Here is a 16,949-nt window from a genome sequence, read left to right as displayed (position 1 = left end):
GACGCTCGGCGCACCGGCTGGTTGAACTTTTTACGACTCGGCAACGACCCCTTGACGAACGGCGGAACGCGGACGACCGTGCCTGTCACCGATCTCACGCAGCGTCACGGTCCCCTGGAGGGCGACGATGTCCTACGTGCTGACGACCGCGGGGGTGCCCGCGACCCAGCAGTTCGACCTCTGGCAGTCGGCGGTCTCGCAGACGTTCGTGCCCCTGGAGGCCACCACCGGCGAGCACTCGGCGTTCCGGGGCCGGTTGCGCGGCCGGAACCTGGGCAGCGTCGGGGTGTACGAGGCCTCGGCGGACCCGCACACCGTCCGCCGGACGAGCCGCATGATCTCCCGTGCGGCGCCGGAGTGCTACAAGCTGAGCCTGCAACTGCACGGCACCGCGAAACTCAGCCAGGACGGCCGTCAGGCGGCGTTGCGGCCCGGCGACTTCGCCATCTACGACACGACCCGGCCGTACTCGCTGGCCTTCGACGACGTGTCGTCCACGCTGGTCCTGATGTTCCCCCGCTCGATGCTGTGCCTGCCGACCGGTCAGGTGGAGCAGTTGACCGCGATCCGGTTCGCGGGCGGGCAGGGCGTGAGCGGCATCGTGAGCACGACCCTGGTCCAGTTGGCGCGCAACCTCGACGACCCGCAGGTCCACGGAAGTGTCCGACTGGCCCGGAACGTGGTGGACCTGCTCGGCACCGCGCTGGCCGACCAGGTCGATTTCCCGGACGTGCCGGCGGAAACCTCGCGCGCCGCGATGCTGCTGAAAATCAAGTCCTATGTGGAATCGCACCTGGAGGACCCGGACCTCTCCCCGGGCGACATCGCGGCGGCGCACCACATCTCCACCCGGTACCTGCACAAGTTGTTCAGCGAAGCCGGCACGACGGTCTCCGCGTGGATCCGACACCGCCGGTTGGAACGCTGCGGCCAGGACCTCGCCGATCCCGGCAAGCACCAACTCGCGATCGGCGTCATCGGCGCGCGGTGGGGTTTGGTGGACGCCTCCTACCTGAGCCGGGCGTTCAAAACCGAATACGGCCTCTCCCCGTCGGAATACCGCCGGCGCAGCGTCGAACACCGCACCGCCTGACGCGCACAGACCGACAACCGCAGTGCACCCGGAGCCAAGCCCGCTGGGTCCGGCAGCCCCCACACTGGCCGCGTTCAGCCAGTCAGAGGGGAGTCGACATGCGCGCGACAGGTCTTTTCATCGGCGGCCGGTGGGTGGCGGCGACGGACACCTTCACCACCACCGACCCGGCGACCGGCGAGCCGCTGGCCGAGGTCGCCGACGCGACCGCCGGGGACGTGGACGACGCCGTGGCCGCCGCCCGCGCGGCCCAACCGGCGTGGGAAGCGCTGCCCGCGACCGAGCGGGCCACCCTCCTGTGGCGGCTGGCCGACCTGATCGAGGCGGACGCCGAGAAGCTGGCCGAGCTGGAGACCCGCGACCAGGGCCAGCCGCTGCCGGTCGCGCGCGGCGTGAGCGTCACCGGGGCCGTCGAGCACTTCCGCTACTACGCGGGCTGGGCGACCAAGATCGAGGGCGCGGTGCGGCAGGTGTCGTTCCCGGACACCCTCCAGTACGACAAGCGGGTCCCGGTGGGCGTGTGCGCGCTCATCGCGCCGTGGAACTTCCCGCTCATGATCATGGCGTGGAAACTCGCTCCCGCTCTCGCGTGCGGCAACACCACCGTCATCAAGCCCGCCGAACAGACACCGCTCACCACCATCCGCCTGGTCGAGCTGTGCGTGGAGGCGGGCTTCCCGCCCGGTGTGGTCAACCTGGTGACCGGCGGCCCGGAGACCGGCAAGGCACTGGTCCGCCACCCCGGCGTGGACAAGGTGTCGTTCACCGGTTCGACCGCCGTGGGCCGGGAGATCGTCGCCGCGTCCGCCCACGACCTCAAGCGGGTGACGCTGGAACTGGGCGGCAAGACCCCCACGGTCGTGGCCCGCGACGCCGACGTCGACGCGGCCGTGGCCGGCACCATCGCCGGCGGCCTGCTCAACACCGGCCAGGTCTGCGCCGCCTACGCCCGCCTCTACGTGGACCACGAGCGCCAGGACGAGTTCACCACCAAACTCGCCACGGCCGCCTCCAAGCTCCGCCTAGGCGCGGGCCTGCACCCCGACACCGATCTGGGCCCGCTGGTGAGCGCCGAACACCGTTCCCGCGTGGACGGTTTCGTCAAAGGCGCGATCTCCGAGGGCGCGGACCTGGTCACCGGCGGCACGATCCCGGACGGCCCGGGCCACTTCTACCAGCCGACGGTGTTCGGGTCCGTCGCCGACACCATGACCATCGCGCGTGAGGAAGTCTTCGGCCCCGTCCTGGCGGTCCTGTCGTACGACGACGAGGACGAACTGCTGCACCGCGTCAACGACTCACCGTACGGCCTGGCCGCGTCGGTCTGGAGCAACGACCTGCGCACCGCCCACCGGCTGGCGGACGGTATTCGCGCGGGCGCGGTGTTCGTGAACATGGCGTGCATCCCGGACGCGGCGGCCCCGTGGGGCGGGTTCCGGGCGAGCGGGTGGGGGCGGGAGATGGGGCCTTACGCGATCGACGCCTACACCGAGGTCAAGGGCATCTGGATGCACCACGGCTAGCTCACGCTCTTCGCCGCGCAGCGGCCTGCTTTTGCGCCGCAGGCGCGCCGATGGGCTATCAGCCACAGGAAGGGCCTCGGTTCGTCCCCCGTACGGCCTGGGCGCAGCCCAACCGCGCTTCGCCCTTCTCCGCAACCACGCTTTTCCGGTTGCGGAGAAGACCAAAGCGCGGTTGCCTCCGGCAGGCCGTACGGGGGACGAACCGACGCCCTTCCACCGCCGGGGGCGTGCCGCGCGGCGAGCGCCGCTTTTGAGCTTTTTGGCTTTGATCTTAAGAGCGCGAAGCGCGTTCCAGTCGAACCTAGATCCAGTAAGGGTCGGCTCCGCGCGTCAACCGGGCGAGCGGGCCGACCTCGTCGCCGTCCGCCGAAGGTTCCTGCGCGAACGCCGCCCGCAGGGCTGCCGCCGCGCGGGCGTGGGCCTGGGCGGAGATCGACAGGTGGTCGACCAGCAGGGCGAAGAACCCGTGGATCTGGCCTTCGTAACGCAGCAACGTCACCGGCACACCCGCGTCCAGCAGCCGGTGCGCGTACTCCTCGCCCTCGTCGCGCAGCGGGTCGAACTCGGCGGTCAGCACCAGCGCCGGCGGGAGTCCGCGCAGGTGGCACGCTGCCAGCGGGGACAGGTAGGGGTCGTCGAGGTCGCCTTCGTCGCGCGGGTACTGGCGGAAGAACCACTCCACGTCCGCCCGGCTGAGGAAGTGCCCCTCGCCGTAGTCCACATAGGACTGCCGGTCGGCGGGCGGGGCCAGCACGGGCGAGGCCAGCAGTTGCAGCGAGATCCGCGGTCCGTCGTGGTCGCGGGACATCAGGCTGACCACGGCCGCCAGGTTGCCGCCGGCGCCCTCCCCGCCGACCGCGATCCGCCCGTCCGCGCCGATCTCGCCGGCGTGCCCGGCCACCCAGGTCAACGCGGCGTAGGCGTCCTCGGCGGCGGCGGGGTAGCGGTGTTCGGGCGCCAGCCGGTAGGCGACCGAGACGACGACCATGCCGACCGCGTTGCACAGGGCGCGGCAGGTGGCGTCGTTCGCGTCCAGCGAGCCGACCACCCACCCCCCGCCGTGGAACCACAGCAGCACCGGGAACGGCCCGTCGCCGTGCGGCCGGTAGACCCGCACCGGGATCGCCCCCGCCGGCCCCGGGACGGTCCGGTCGACCACGGAATCCACGACCTCGCCCCGCCCCGACGACTGCCACACCGCGGCGAACCGCGCCCGCACCTCGGCCGGCTCGTCCAACGGCCCCAGCCCGCCACGCGCGGCGCTGTCCTCGATCACCGCGCGGGCTTCGGGGTGCAGGCCCATCACGCGTTCCTCAGCAACTGGCCACCGCCGATCGGCGGCACAGTCCCCGCCACCATCACCCACCCCCACCATCTCGTGCCCCGGCACGATCGGCAGCCACCCGCGTCGACCCGGCCGCACCTCAGCCCGCCGTGGCGCGCAGGAACGCCAGCACCCGGGCCCACGCGTCGGCGGCGTTGTCGGCCTGGTCGGGCAGGGCGCCGTCGAAGAAGGAGTGCGGGGCGTCGGGGTAGAGCCGGAACTCGTGCGGCACACCGGCTTCCGACAGCTCGATTTCGAACGCCCGGTTGTCCTCGACGGTGGTGAGCACGTCGGCGCCGGCGGCGAGCACGAGCAGCGGCCGGGTCATCCGGTCGATCAGCTCCCGGCACTCGGCGGGCCGCCCGTAGAAGCCGACGACCCCGGCAAGCCGGGGCTGCAACGCCGACTGAGCCCACGACATCGCGCCACCCACGCAGAACCCGACGGTGAACGCCGAGGTCACCGGTCCCATAGCCCCCGACACGAGGTGGTCGACGGCGGCGACGACGTCGTCCTGTGCCCGTTCACGGTCCAATTTGGACACATGCGCGAACCCGTCGAAGTCGGCGTCGCGCACGTCGTCCGCCGCGATCCGGCCGTAGTAGTCCATGACCAGCGCGGCGACGCCGGTGGACGCGAACCGCCGCGCCAGGTCCCGGTAGAACTCGTGCGCGCCCCGCACGTCGGGCAGCAGCACGACCCCCGCCCCGGTCGGCGTTTCCGGGACCGCCTGGTAGGCCAGGAATCCGGCCCCGTCGGCCGAGGTGAGCCGCAGCGCACCGGCTTCGGCGACGGCGCTGGTGGTCTCGGGCGGGGCCGGTGGGCGCGACTCGTCGGTGTGACACATGGAAATTCCCCTTCGGTGTTGACAGCTGCGCACGGTCAGGCGCCCGGCACGGTGATGAACGTGTCGTCCACGACCACCCAGCGCAGCCCGGTGAGGCGGACGATCTTGGAGCCCTGGTTGGGCGCGTGGCTCTCGCCGGGACCGAACTCCCACGGCGTGCCCAGCATCGGGTCCTCGATCGGGGTCATGTCGCGCAGCGCCGCGTTCACCGAGTCGCGGGTGACCTCGCCCTGGATGGTCTCCAGCACCTCCAGGGTGAACTTCGCCGCCAGGTAGCCGCCCTGCGAGAACGCGGTGGCCTGCGCGTCGGCCCGGGTCACCGTGGCCCGCCAGCCCTTGTTGGCCAGGCTGTCGGAGGTGAACGGCTCGAACTCGCTGCCCGCGTAGACGTTCAGGCCCAGCCCGCCGACCGCCTTGGCGACGCCGTCGGTGTAGGCGGGGGCCAGCAGCAGGAAGTCCACGTCGTCCATGCCCAGCGTCTTGGCCGCCTGCAGCCACGGCACCACCAGCGACTCGGCCGGGTTGAACAGGACCGCGTCGCAGCCCGCCTGCTTGGCCTTGAGCAGGTAGGGGGTGAGGTCACCGCTCTGCGGGACGGTCATGTCGTTGATGACCAGCTTCTGCCCGCTGAGCTGCTCCCACCGCTCCAGCGCGACCTTCACCGCCTCCTCGCTGCCGGGCAGCACGACGGTGAAGTTGCAGATCTTCTTGTCTTTGAGCTTCTGCGAGGCGTGCAGGAGCACGGCGGTCATCAGGGTGAACGGGCCGACGTTGACCGGGGCGATGTTGGGGGTCTGGAAGCACTTGGGGGTGGCCGCGACGGCCATGACCGAGCTGATCCGGGCCTGGCGGTAGAAGGCGTCGTTGACGTCGCAGTCGGTGAAGCTGGCCGACCCGGCCATGGCGACCACGCCCGCGTCGGCCAGTTCGCGCGCCACCTGGGCGGTGCGCTGCGGGTCGCCCGCGTCGTCCTTGACGATGTACTCGATCTTGCGGCCGTTGACGCCGCCGGCCTCGTTGGCGTCGTCGAACACCTGCTGCGCGGTCTTGACCACCTCGGCGGTGACGAACTGGCCGGTCAGCCCCGCGATCGCGCCGATCTTGATCGTGTCGTCGCCGCCGCTGCCGCAGCCCGTGAGCGCGGAGGCGGCCAAGGCGGCGGCGACGAGGACCGCTCGGTGCCTTCTCATGTGTTCCTCTCGGTGTTCAGTGGGCTGCGGAACCCGGGTAAGCGCCGGGGCAGCCGACTTCCAGGCGGCCCCGCGGCGACGCCGGAGGCTGCGCCGTTCAACACGCCGGCGTCCCCCTGCAACGTCGTCTTGCCGGCGACCGAGACGTCCTCAATGGACAGCACTCTCACAGCGTGGTCGGGGCGGAGCTGTTCAGCGGTCCGTAGAAATACTGAAGTCCGCTGTTGACGCAGGTGAGGACTACTCGCAAGCCGGCGAAGGCCGACGGGTCGCGTCGGGCCGGTCGCAGCGGCGGCAGTCGCCCTCAGCGCGAGACACGCCCCGATCATCCCCGGCTCACCCGATGTCGGCGACCAGTTTCTCCGCCGCCTCCACCGCAACGGCCTGGTGCGGCTGCAACTCCTGCTGCCCCTGGTTGTCGAAGTTCACCGCGAACGGGTCCTCCAGCGGCTCCTCCACACCCGCCAGCACCTCGATCACCGCGTGGGCGCAGAACGGCACGTACACCGGGTCGTACCCGCCCTCGTGCGCGAACGCGATCCGACCCCCGCACAGCTCGGCCGCCGCGTCCACCAGCACCCGCCCGATCTCCCGGTACCCCGAGGCGGTCACCATCATCCGCGCCAGCGGGTCCACCGCGTTCGCGTCGAACCCGGCCGCCACCAGCACCAACTCCGGTCGGAACCGGCGCAGCGCGGGCAGCACCACCCGCCGCATCGCCGCCAGGTAACCCCCGTTGCCCGTCCCCGGCGGCAGCGGCACGTTCAGCGCGTACCCGAACCCGGCGCCCGATCCCCGCTCGGTCAGGTGCCCCGAGTCGGGCGGGAACACGCGGTCCTGGTGCACCGAGATGGTCAGCACGTCCGGGTCGTCGGCGAACGCGGCCTGGGTGCCGTTGCCGTGGTGCACGTCGATGTCCACCACGGCGATCCGCGCCACGCCCCGCGATCGCCGCACCGAGGCCGCCGCGATGGCGAGGTTGCCCAGCAGGCAGAACCCCATGCCGGTGTCGGCCAGCGCGTGGTGGCCGGGCGGGCGGACCAGGGCGTAGGCGTTGTCCACCTCGCCGTCCACCACCGCCTCCACCGCGCGCACGACACCGCCCGCCGCGAGCCGCGCGATGTCCAGGGCACCCGGACCGAACGGGCTGCCGCCGTCACCCGCGTCGCCGCCGGTGCCGTTGGCCGCGACCAGCCGGGCGAGGTGGCCGGGCGTGTGCACCAGCAGGATCTCCTCGTCGGTGGCCGGTCGCGGGGACAGCCGGGTCAGGCGGTCGACCAGCCCGCTGACCACCACCAGTTCGTGCACGCGCCGCTTGGCCTCGGCGTTCTCGAAGTGGCGGTGCGGCTGGAGGCCCCGCCGGGGGTCGGCGGGCAGCAGGCCGGCGTGCGTTCCGGTGTCGTGCCAGCCGTAGAGCTCGTGGTACACGTAACCCGTCGACATGCGGCGAATACTGGTCCCGCCAAGGGCAAAGCGCTTGTCCCGCAGCGCCCGGCGGTTGACCGTCGGCGAACGTGCGCTCCAACGCAACTCCCGTACGCGCCGGCGCAAGACCGCGCGACCGGGTCCCTCGAATACTCGGGCCATGACCACACATCCCCTCGACCCCTTGACCGCGGCCGAGATCGCCCGGGTGCGCGCGGTGCTCGTGGCCGCGGGTCGGGTGGGTCCGACGACCCGGTTCCCGAGCGTGCTGCCCGTCGAGCCGCCCAAGGACGCGGTGCGGCTGGGCCTGCCGACGCCCCGGCGGGTGCGGGCGGTGCTGCTGGACACCGCGACCGGCGAGGTGGCCGAGGCGGTGGTGGACGCGACGGCGGGCGTGGAGGAGTCCCACCGGCCGCTGGACCCGGAGAAGCACGGGCAGCCCGCGGTGCTGTTCGAGGAGTACGACCGCAGCGCCGACCTGGTCCGGGCCGACCCGCGCTGGCAGGCGGCGATGCGGCGGCGCGGTATCGAGGACTGGTCGCCGGCGTTCGTCGCGCCCCTGTCACCGGGGTCCTTCGACGAGCCGCTGCTGCGCGGGCGGCGGGTGTTGCGCGCGTTGACGTTCCTGCGCGACCACGTGGACGACAGCCCGTGGGCGCACCCCGTGGAGGGGCTGCTGTGCGAAGTGGACCTGATCGCGGGCGAGGTCCTGGCGGTGACCGACTCCGGTGACGTGCCGGTCCCGGTCGAGCACGGCAACTACACCGGCGTCGAGCCGCGGACGACGTTGAAGCCGATCTCCATCACCCAGCCCGAGGGCGTGAGCTTCACCGTCTCCGGCAGCGAGGTCACGTGGGAGGGCTGGACGTTCCGGATCGGGTTCAACGCCCGCGAAGGCCTGACGCTGCACCGGATCGCGTTCGGCGGCGACCCCGTGGTGTACCGGGCGTCGGTGGCCGAGATGGTCGTCCCGTACGGCGACCCGGCGCCGTGGCGCAACTGGATCAGCTACTTCGACGCGGGCGAGTACCTGCTCGGCAAGAACGCCAACTCGCTGCGGCTGGGCTGCGATTGCCTGGGCGTGATCCACTACTTCGACGCCGTCCTGGCCGACGACCACGGCCACCCGCTGACCATCCCGCAGGCCGTCTGCATGCACGAGGAGGACTACGGGGTGCTGTGGAAGCACACCAACATCCTCACCGGGGCGTCCGACGTGCGGCGGTCGCGGCGGCTGGTGGTGTCCTCGTTCAGCACGATCGGCAACTACGACTACGGCTTCTTCTGGTACTTCCACCTCGACGGGACGATCGAGCTGGAGGCCAAGGCCACCGGGGTCGTGTTCTGCGGCGCGGGCGAACCAGGCCCCTACGGCGAACTCGTCGCGCCGGGCCTGGTCGCACCCGTGCACCAGCACCTGTTCTGCGCCCGGCTGGACACCGAGGTCGCCGGGCCGTTGAACACCGTGGAGGAGGTCGACTTCGTCGGCGTGCCGACCGGTCCGGCCAACCCCCGCGGCAACGCCTTCACCACCACGACCACCGTGCTGGACCGCGAGTCTTCGGCGGCCCGCTTGGCCGACCCGCTGCGCGGCCGGACGTGGCTGGTGCGCGGTACCGACACCAACCGCCTGGGCCAACGCCGTTCCTACCAGCTGGTCCCCAGGCCAGGTCCGGTGTTGCTGGCCCAGCCGGAGGCCACGGTCGCGGCACGGGCCGCGTTCGCGTCCAAGCACCTGTGGGTGACCAGGTTCCACGAGGACGAGCGGTACCCGGCGGGGGAGTACCCGAACCAGCACCCCGGCGGCGCGGGCCTGCCCTTGTGGAGCGCGCAGGACCGTCCGCTGGTGGACGAGGACGTGGTGCTGTGGCACGTCTTCGGCCCCACCCACCTGCCGCGCCCGGAGGACTGGCCGGTGATGCCGGTGGACTACAGCGGCTTCCTGTTCCGCCCGGTCGGCTTCCACGACCGCAACCCGACCCTGGACGTGCCCGACCTGTCCGGGTGCGCCCACTGCCCGCAGGGGGCGTGCCACTGCGGCCGTTGACGGCTGTTCGATAACGACCACTGTTCGGCGGACCGGACATGGAGGAAGATTCGCCCACTCATCACTGCTAGCCCGCGACGCCGGTGGCGGCGCAATCGACACAGAAGGGTGGTTCCTCATGGGCACAGCGTTGACGAGTGTCGGACTCCCGATCGCGCTGGCTGTGGTGATGTTCGGACTGGGGTTGTCGCTCACGGTCGCCGACTTCGCCCGTGTCGTCCGCGAGCCGAAGGCCGTCGCGGTGGCGTTGGCGACGCAGTTGGTGCTGCTGCCGGCGGTGTGCTTCGGGCTGGTCTCGGCGTTCGGGATGGACCCGGTGCTCGCGGTCGGGATGCTGCTGCTCGCGGCCTCGCCCGGCGGCACCACGGCGAACCTGTTCAGCCACCTGTTCCGCGGCGACGTGGCGCTCAACATCACCCTCACCGCGGTCAACTCGGTGCTCGCCGTGCTGACCCTGCCGATCGTGGTGAACCTCGCCATCTCGGTCTACGAGCCCGCGATCGGCGACGGCTCGGTGGGGCTGGAGTTCGGCAAGGTCGCGCAGGTGTTCGCGATCGTCCTGGTCCCGGTGGTGCTGGGCATGCTGGTGCGCCGCTGGTCACCCGCGTTCGCCGACCGCGCCGACCGGCCCGTGCGGATCATCTCGGCCGTGGTGCTGGTCGCGGTGATCGCGGGCGCGCTGCTGGCCGAGCGGGAGAACCTGGCCGGCTACCTGGCCGACGTGGGGCTGATCGCGGCGCTGTTCTGCGCGTGCAGCCTGACCGCCGGGTACTTCCTGCCGCGGCTCGCGCGGGTGTCCTCCCGGCAGGCGGTGGCGTCGGCGTTCGAGGTCGGCATCCACAACAGCACGTTGGCGATCACCATCGCGGTGACCGTGATGGGCAGCGAGCGGCTGGCCGTGCCGGCGGCGGTGTACGGGGTGATCATGTTCCCGATCGCGGCCGTCGCCGGGTGGCTGTTCACCCGGGCGCAGGCCCCGGCGACCGCGAAAGATGCGGATTCCGTGTCCTGATGGCAGATTCGTCGTTGCCGGACAAGGGATAGGGGTTTCCACGGTGACGAAGTCTGTGGCGGTGCTGGGCACGGGGATCATGGGCGCGGGCATGGCGCGCAACCTCCTGCGGGCGGGGCTGGACGTGGCGGTGTGGAACCGCAGCGCCGACAAGGCCCGGCCGCTGGGCGAGGACGGGGCGCGCGTCGCGGACACGCCGGAGGAGGCGGTGGCCGGCGTCGACGTCGTGCTGACCGTGCTGTTCGACGCCGACTCGACGGCTGAGGTGGTGCGCGGGCTGGACCTGTCCGACGCGGTGTGGGTGCAGTCGGGCACGGTCGGCCTGGAGGGCACGGAGCGGCTGGTCGAGCTGGCCGGTTCGACGCCGTTCGTGGACGCGCCTGTCCTGGGCACCCGCAAGCCCGCCGAGGAGGGCAAGCTGACCGTGCTGGCCGCGGGGCCGTTGGCGCTGCGGGACCGGGTGGCGCCGGTGTTCGAGGCGATCGGGTCGCGGACGGTGTGGGCGGGGGAGCGGCCCGGCGACGGGCACCGGCTGAAGCTGGCGGCCAACTCGTGGGTGCTGTCGATCACTGCGGCGACCGCGCAGGCCGTGGCGTTGACGCGCGGGTTGGGGCTGGAGCCGGAGGCGTTCCTGGACGTCATCGCCGGTGGGCCGACGGACAGCACGTACGCGCAGGTCAAGGGGCGGGCGATGATCGCGGGCGACTTCACGCCGTCGTTCGGCATCGACGGGGCGGTGAAGGACGCGGACCTGATCCTGGAGGCCATGCGCGCGGCGGGCACCGACGACCGGGTCATGCGCGCACTTCACGAGCAGTACCGGGTGGCCGCAGACCACCGCGGCGCCGAGGACATGGCCGCCGTCGTCCGCGCCTTCGGCACCTGACCACAGGCGCGTCCGGGACCTGACCACAGGCGCGCGTCCGGGACCTGATCCGGGGCGGCGGCGGCCTTCCGGGACCTGATCACGGGTGGTGGCGTTGCGGGCGGTTAACCTTGGGCGGTGACGGAAGACCGCCGGTTCCCGCCCGCCCTCGCCGCCGTGGCGGAGTGCGCCTTCGACTACGACGACGGCATCGACTTCGAGCCGTTCACCGAGTTCTCCTCCGCCGAGGAGACCCGGTCCTGGATCCGGGCGTGGACCGGCAACCAGCAGCTGGACGGGTCCGAGTTCCGCGTCTTCGGGCAGGACGGCACGGGCGGGCTGGCCATGTTCTGGACCGTCCGCGAGGGCGCCGACCTGGTCGACCAGCCGGTGGTGTTCTTCGGGTCCGAGGGCGCGGTGGGCGTGGTCGCGCGCGACCTGGCGGCGTTCCTGTGGCTGCTGGCGGACGGGCTCGGGCCGATGGAGGTCGTCGAGTACGCCGACCACGACGGCGACCCGAGCGAGGAGCTGCGGGAGGTCGCGGAGAAGTTCGCGGCCGACCGCCGGCAGTCCGGCGTGGACGTCCTGGCCGACGTGCGCCGCGAGTTCCCGGACTTCGAGTCCACCGTCACCGCGTGGTGCCGTTAGCGGGCACCAGCACCACCTTCCCGGTGACCGTCCCGGACTCGGCCAACGCCACCGCGCGACCCACCTGGTCGAGCGGGACCCGTGCCGCGACCTGTGCCCGGAGCTTCCCTTGTGCCACCAGGGCGAACACCTCGCCGAGGTCGCGCCGCAGGGCCGCGCGGAAGGCGTCCGGCCGCCGCTTGCCCGCCCAGATGTTGAAGAACGTGGCGCGGTGGCCGTTGGGCAGGGCGTTCCACAGCATCAGCCGGGCGAACAGCTTGAGCACCGGCAGGCGTGACGAGCCGGGTTGGTCGCGGGTGGACGCCGTGCCGTAGGCGACGAGCGTGCCGCGCGGGGCGAGCAGCCGGTAGGAGTCGACGATGCCGGGACCACCGACGTGGTCGAACACCGCGTCCACCCCGCTCGGCGCGAGTTCCCTGACCCGCGCGGGGAGGTCGGGGTCGCGGTAGTCGACCGGCGTCGCGCCCAGCCGACGGACGGCGTCGTGGTGCCGCGTCGAGGCGGTGCCGATGACGGTGGCCCCAGCGAGCCGCGCGAGTTGGACCAGCGTCGACCCAACCCCGCCGTTGGCGCCGTGCACCAGGACGGTCTGTCCTTTCCGGACACGCGCGATGTGGTGCAACATCCGCCACGCCGTGATCCCGTTGACGACGAACACCTCCGCCTCCGCCGGGTCGACGCCGTCCGGGACGGGTACGAGATCCGCCGCGTCGAGCAGCACGTGGTCCGCCCACCCACCGATCTTGGTCAACGCCGCGAACCTGCGGCCGGCGAGGTCCTCGGTACCCGGCCCGGTCTCCACCACCGTCCCGACCAGGTCGTAACCGGGGACGAACGGGAACGCCGGCTGGTCGTAGTACTTGGCCCGCCGCATCTGCTGCTCCGCGAACGACACCCCACTGGCCTCGACCCGCACCACGACGTGCCCGGCAGCGGGGGAGGGCAGTTCGCGGTGCCGCAATTCGAGCCCGTCCGGCTCGACGATCCCTGGCAGAACGACTTCCAGCGCACGCATCCCGGGACTCCAAGTGTGTGGTCAATCAATCACTCTTCACCTCGCGACCTGGCCTTTGAGTAGTCAGGTTGAGGGAGGTGTAAGTGATTAAACACTCACACTTTGGGTTCGGTCAAGCGGCGGGTGTGGTTGGGCGCGGTGGTGGCGGCGGTGGGCGGTGCCGGTGGGGGTGGCGGCGGTGGTGGGGGGTGGCGGCGGTGCCGGTGGGGGTGGCGTCGGTGATGAGGGCGCTGGGGGTGGCAGTGGCGGTGTTGGCGGTGGTGCTCTGCGGTGGCGGTGTGGGCGGTGGTGCTATGCGGCGATGGTGGTGGCGGAGTGGGTGGCTACGCGGCGGGCTCGGGCGTAGTGCACCAGGATGGTCACGGTGGCGGCGAGGAAGACGATCTGCATGAGCGTCCGCGGCAACAACGCATCCCCGAACGACGGCGAGATGCCCTTGATCGCCGCGTAGACGTTCGCCGGGAACATCCCCACCAGCATCGCCGTCAACCCGGCCGCCGCCCACATCGCGGTCCGCCGCCACAACACCCCCACCGCGCCCGCGATCTCCAGCACCCCGGTCACCGTGATCACCAGCCCGGGAGCGGGGATCGCCGGCGGCACCATCGCGATCAACTGCTCCCGCATCCCGATGAAGTGCGCCATCCCGGTCGCCACGAACATCGCCGCGACCCCACCCTGCACCGCGAACGGCCAAGCCGGTATCCGCACGACACCGACCGCGCGCAGGCCAAGAAGCACAAGGGTCACGAGCACAAGGATCACGAGCGGGGCCATGAAAGAACTCCTTCGGCAACGCAAACTTGACACTGTCAAGATTGCTCGCGCCCCACCAACTTGTCAATGTCTAGATCCGCTACCCTCCCCCCGTGACCACGGACCGCCCGTACCACCACGGCGACCTGCGCCGAGCCGTCCTCAACGCCGCCCTCGACGTCATCGCCGAGCACGGCCCCGGCGGCGTGGGACTGCGCGACCTCGCCCGCCGGGTCGGGGTGTCACACGCCGGACCGGTCCACCACTTCAAGGACAAGGCCGGCCTGCTGACCGCGATAGCCGCCGAGGGCTTCACCCTGCTGGCCGACCGGCTGGACGAGACCAAAGCCGCCGGCGGGGACTTCGTCGACCTCGGCATGACCTACGTGCGCTTCGCGATCGAGCACCGCGCGCACTTCGAGGTGATGTTCCGCCCCGACCTCTACCACCAGGACGACCCGGTGGTGGAGGCGGCGAACACCCGTGCGGGGAACGCGTTGCGGGCCGGGTCGTCCGGGCAGCCGGACCCGGAGCTGGCGCTGGTCGCGGCGTGGTCGTTCGTGCACGGCTTCGCGACCCTGTGGAACACCGGCGCGCTCGACCGGCCCGGTGTCGAGCCGGTCGAGCTGGCCAGGTCCGTCGCCCGGACCCTCTTCGGCGCGGGTCGGGCGCAGTAGGCGCGGGTCAGGCGCCCAGGCGGTCAACCCAGCTCAGGCGTCCAGGTGGTCAACAACCCGGGTCAGGCGCCCCAGGTGGTCAACCCGGGTCAGGCGCCGACGTAGTCCGCGAGGTGTTCGCCGGTCAACGTCGAGCGCGCGGCGACCAGCTCCGCCGGCGTCCCCTCGAAGACGACCTTGCCGCCGTCGTGGCCCGCGCCCGGACCGAGGTCGATGATCCAGTCCGCGTGCGCCATGACCGCCTGGTGGTGCTCGATGACGATGACCGACTTGCCCGACTCCACGAGCCGGTCCAGCAACCCCAGCAACTGCTCCACGTCCGCCAGGTGCAGACCGGTGGTCGGCTCGTCCAGCACGTAGACCCCGCCCTTGTCGGCCATGTGCGTGGCCAGCTTGAGCCGCTGCCGCTCACCGCCGGACAGCGTGGTCAGCGGCTGCCCCAGCGACAGGTACCCGAGGCCGACGTCCGCCAGCCGCCGCAGGATCGCGTGCGCGGCGGGGGTTTGGGCGGGTCCGGAGCCGAAGAACTCCTCCGCCTCGGTCACCGGCATGGCGAGCACTTCGCTGATGTCCCGCCCGCCGAGGTGGTACTTGAGCACCGACGCCTGGAAGCGCTTCCCCTCGCACTCCTCGCACGTGATCGCCACCCCGGCCATGATCGCCAGGTCCATGTACGTGACGCCCGCGCCGTTGCACGTCGGGCACGCGCCCTCGGAGTTGGCGCTGAACAGGGCCGGCTTCACGCCGTTGGCCTTGGCGAACGCCTTGCGGATCGGGTCCAGCAGCCCGGTGTAGGTGGCGGGGTTGCTGCGCCGCGAGCCGCGGATCGCGGTCTGGTCCACCGACACCACGCCGTGCCCGGCCGGGATCGACCCGTGCACCAGCGAACTCTTGCCCGACCCGGCCACGCCGGTCACCACGACCAGCACGCCGAGCGGGATGTCCACGTCCACGTTCCGCAGGTTGTGCCGGGTCGCGCCCCGGATCTCCAGCACGCCGGTGCGCTCGCGGACGGTGTCCTTGAGCCGCGCCCGGTCGTCCAGGTGACGGCCGGTGGTCGTGCCGCTGGCGCGCAAACCCTCCACAGTGCCCTCGAAGCACACCGTGCCGCCCGCCCCGCCCGCGCCCGGACCGAGGTCCACGACGTGGTCGGCGATCGCGATCGCGTCCGGCTTGTGCTCGACCACCAGCACGGTGTTTCCCTTGTCCCGCAGGCGCAGCAGCAGGTCGTTCATCCGCTGGATGTCGTGCGGGTGCAGGCCGATGGTCGGCTCGTCGAACACGTAGGTGACGTCGGTGAGCGACGACCCGAGGTGCCGGATCATCTTGACCCGCTGCGCCTCGCCGCCCGACAGCGTCCCCGCCGGCCGGTCCAGCGACAGGTAGCCCAGCCCGATCTCGTCGAACGAGTCGAGCGCGTGCCGCAGCGCGGCCAGCAGCGGCGCGACCGACGGCTCGGACAGCCCGTTGACCCACTTGACCAGGTCGGAGATCTGCATGGCGCACGCGTCGGCGATGCTGATCCCGGCGATCTTGGACTTCCGGGCGTGCTCGCTCAGCCGGGTGCCGTCGCAGTCGGGGCAGGTGGCGAAGGTGATGGCGCGGTCGACGAACGCGCGGATGTGGGGCTGCATCGCCTCCTTGTCCTTGGCCAGCATCGACTTCTGGATCTGCGGGATCAGGCCCAGGTAGGTCAGGTTGACCCCGTCGACCTTGATCTTCGTCGCCTCCTTGTAGAGGAGGTCGTGCAGTTCGCGCTTGTTGTACTTGCGGATCGGCTTGTCCGGGTCGAAGAACCCGCAGCCGCGGAAGATGCGGCCGTACCAGCCCTCCATGCTGTAGCCGGGGACGGTCAGCGCGCCCTCGTTGAGTGACTTGGCGTCGTCGTAGAGCGCGGTCAGGTCGAAGTCGGTGACCGCGCCCGTGCCCTCGCACCGCGGGCACATGCCGCCCAGCCGGGAGAACGTCGCCTTCTCCGCCTTGGTCTTGCCGCCGCGCTCGACCGTGATGGCGCCGCTGGCCTTGACCGACGGGACGTTGAACGAGTACGCGGCGGGCGAGCCGATGTGCGGCTTGCCCAGCCTGCTGAACAGGATGCGCAGCATGGCGTTCGCGTCGGTGGCGGTGCCCACGGTGGAGCGCGGGTCGGCGCCCAGCCGCTGCTGGTCCACGATGATCGCGGTGGTCAGCCCGTCGAGCACGTCCACGTCCGGCCGCGCGAGCGTCGGCATGAAGCCCTGCACGAAGGTGCTGTAGGTCTCGTTGATCAGCCGCTGGGACTCGGCCGCGATGGTGTCGAAGACCAGGGACGACTTGCCCGAGCCGGAGACGCCGGTGAACACGGTCAGCCGCCGCTTGGGGATTTCCAGGCTGACGTCCTTGAGGTTGTTCACGCGCGCGCCGTGCACGCGGATCATCTCGTGGCTGTCGGCGGGGTGCGGTTCGGTCTTCCCCTTGGGCTTGCCCATCGTGTCTCCATCTGCTCCGGCTCGCGTCGCGCTCGCGGACGCCAGGCTATATACGCGCA

14 protein-coding genes are annotated in these 16,949 nt (G+C 71.5%); 7 read left to right on the top strand and 7 right to left on the bottom strand.

The window, feature by feature from the left end; all coding sequences use genetic code 11:
* Window positions 1-127 precede the first annotated feature (127 nt).
* Window positions 128-1,093: a helix-turn-helix domain-containing protein gene (locus RIN75_RS04455; protein WP_309110466.1), complete on the top strand. Its 966-nt coding sequence runs from the start codon at window positions 128-130 to the stop codon at window positions 1,091-1,093.
* 98 nt (window positions 1,094-1,191) lie between these two features.
* Entirely contained in the window at window positions 1,192-2,616 is a 1,425-nt protein-coding gene (locus tag RIN75_RS04450; protein WP_309110465.1) for an aldehyde dehydrogenase family protein, read from the top strand.
* 301 nt (window positions 2,617-2,917) lie between these two features.
* Here RIN75_RS04450 and RIN75_RS04445 read toward each other — a convergent pair whose 3' ends face one another.
* From RIN75_RS04445 to RIN75_RS04430, 4 genes are all read right to left on the bottom strand, one after another.
* Window positions 2,918-3,919 carry an alpha/beta hydrolase gene (locus RIN75_RS04445; protein WP_309110464.1) on the bottom strand — a complete coding sequence of 334 codons (1,002 nt, stop codon included), beginning with the start codon at window positions 3,917-3,919 and terminating at the stop codon, window positions 2,918-2,920.
* Window positions 3,920-4,040: 121 nt separating this feature from the next.
* Window positions 4,041-4,787 (bottom strand): dienelactone hydrolase family protein, encoded by a 747-nt coding sequence (locus RIN75_RS04440; RefSeq protein WP_309110463.1) that lies wholly within the window; start codon window positions 4,785-4,787, stop codon window positions 4,041-4,043.
* A gap of 35 nt (window positions 4,788-4,822) precedes the next feature.
* Window positions 4,823-5,977 (bottom strand): ABC transporter substrate-binding protein, encoded by a 1,155-nt coding sequence (locus RIN75_RS04435; RefSeq protein ID WP_309110462.1) that lies wholly within the window; start codon window positions 5,975-5,977, stop codon window positions 4,823-4,825.
* A 336-nt stretch (window positions 5,978-6,313) separates the two neighbouring features.
* Complete coding sequence (locus RIN75_RS04430; protein ID WP_309110461.1) at window positions 6,314-7,420, bottom strand: class II histone deacetylase; 1,107 nt, start codon at window positions 7,418-7,420, stop codon at window positions 6,314-6,316.
* Window positions 7,421-7,562: 142 nt separating this feature from the next.
* Between RIN75_RS04430 and RIN75_RS04425 the strand changes: the two genes are divergently transcribed.
* The 4 genes from RIN75_RS04425 (at window position 7,563) to RIN75_RS04410 (ending at window position 11,974) form a co-directional block, all read left to right on the top strand.
* The gene (locus tag RIN75_RS04425; protein ID WP_309110460.1) at window positions 7,563-9,449 is read left to right on the top strand and encodes a primary-amine oxidase; all 1,887 of its coding nucleotides are present in this window, start codon (window positions 7,563-7,565) and stop codon (window positions 9,447-9,449) included.
* A gap of 118 nt (window positions 9,450-9,567) precedes the next feature.
* Window positions 9,568-10,461: a bile acid:sodium symporter family protein gene (locus RIN75_RS04420; RefSeq protein WP_309110459.1), complete on the top strand. Its 894-nt coding sequence runs from the start codon at window positions 9,568-9,570 to the stop codon at window positions 10,459-10,461.
* 43 nt (window positions 10,462-10,504) lie between these two features.
* Window positions 10,505-11,347, top strand: a complete 843-nt coding sequence (locus RIN75_RS04415) for an NAD(P)-dependent oxidoreductase (RefSeq protein WP_309110458.1) — start codon at window positions 10,505-10,507, stop codon at window positions 11,345-11,347.
* A gap of 117 nt (window positions 11,348-11,464) precedes the next feature.
* Window positions 11,465-11,974, top strand: coding sequence for an SMI1/KNR4 family protein (locus tag RIN75_RS04410; protein WP_309110457.1), 510 nt, complete (start codon window positions 11,465-11,467; stop codon window positions 11,972-11,974).
* On the opposite strand, the gene RIN75_RS04405 is transcribed toward RIN75_RS04410, so the two are convergent.
* Both RIN75_RS04405 and RIN75_RS04400 read right to left on the bottom strand, forming a co-directional pair.
* Complete coding sequence (locus tag RIN75_RS04405) at window positions 11,955-12,989, bottom strand: medium chain dehydrogenase/reductase family protein (protein WP_309110456.1); 1,035 nt, start codon at window positions 12,987-12,989, stop codon at window positions 11,955-11,957. The two genes, RIN75_RS04410 and RIN75_RS04405, sit on opposite strands and share 20 nt — an antisense overlap.
* Before the next feature lie 291 nt (window positions 12,990-13,280).
* Window positions 13,281-13,766 carry a DoxX family protein gene (locus RIN75_RS04400; RefSeq protein ID WP_309110455.1) on the bottom strand — a complete coding sequence of 162 codons (486 nt, stop codon included), beginning with the start codon at window positions 13,764-13,766 and terminating at the stop codon, window positions 13,281-13,283.
* 92 nt (window positions 13,767-13,858) lie between these two features.
* On the opposite strand from RIN75_RS04400, the gene RIN75_RS04395 reads away from it, so the two are divergent.
* Window positions 13,859-14,422: a TetR/AcrR family transcriptional regulator gene (locus RIN75_RS04395; protein ID WP_309110454.1), complete on the top strand. Its 564-nt coding sequence runs from the start codon at window positions 13,859-13,861 to the stop codon at window positions 14,420-14,422.
* Between the two features lie 89 nt (window positions 14,423-14,511).
* Here RIN75_RS04395 and RIN75_RS04390 read toward each other — a convergent pair whose 3' ends face one another.
* Window positions 14,512-16,890: an excinuclease ABC subunit UvrA gene (locus RIN75_RS04390; RefSeq protein WP_309110453.1), complete on the bottom strand. Its 2,379-nt coding sequence runs from the start codon at window positions 16,888-16,890 to the stop codon at window positions 14,512-14,514.
* Between the last annotated feature and the right edge of the window lie 59 nt (window positions 16,891-16,949).

Source organism: Saccharothrix sp. (genome assembly GCF_031180885.1).
Classification (GTDB): Bacteria; Actinomycetota; Actinomycetes; order Mycobacteriales; family Pseudonocardiaceae; genus Actinosynnema.
Note: the sequence above shows the minus strand (reverse complement) of the source record. Positions and strands in the feature narration are given on the sequence as shown.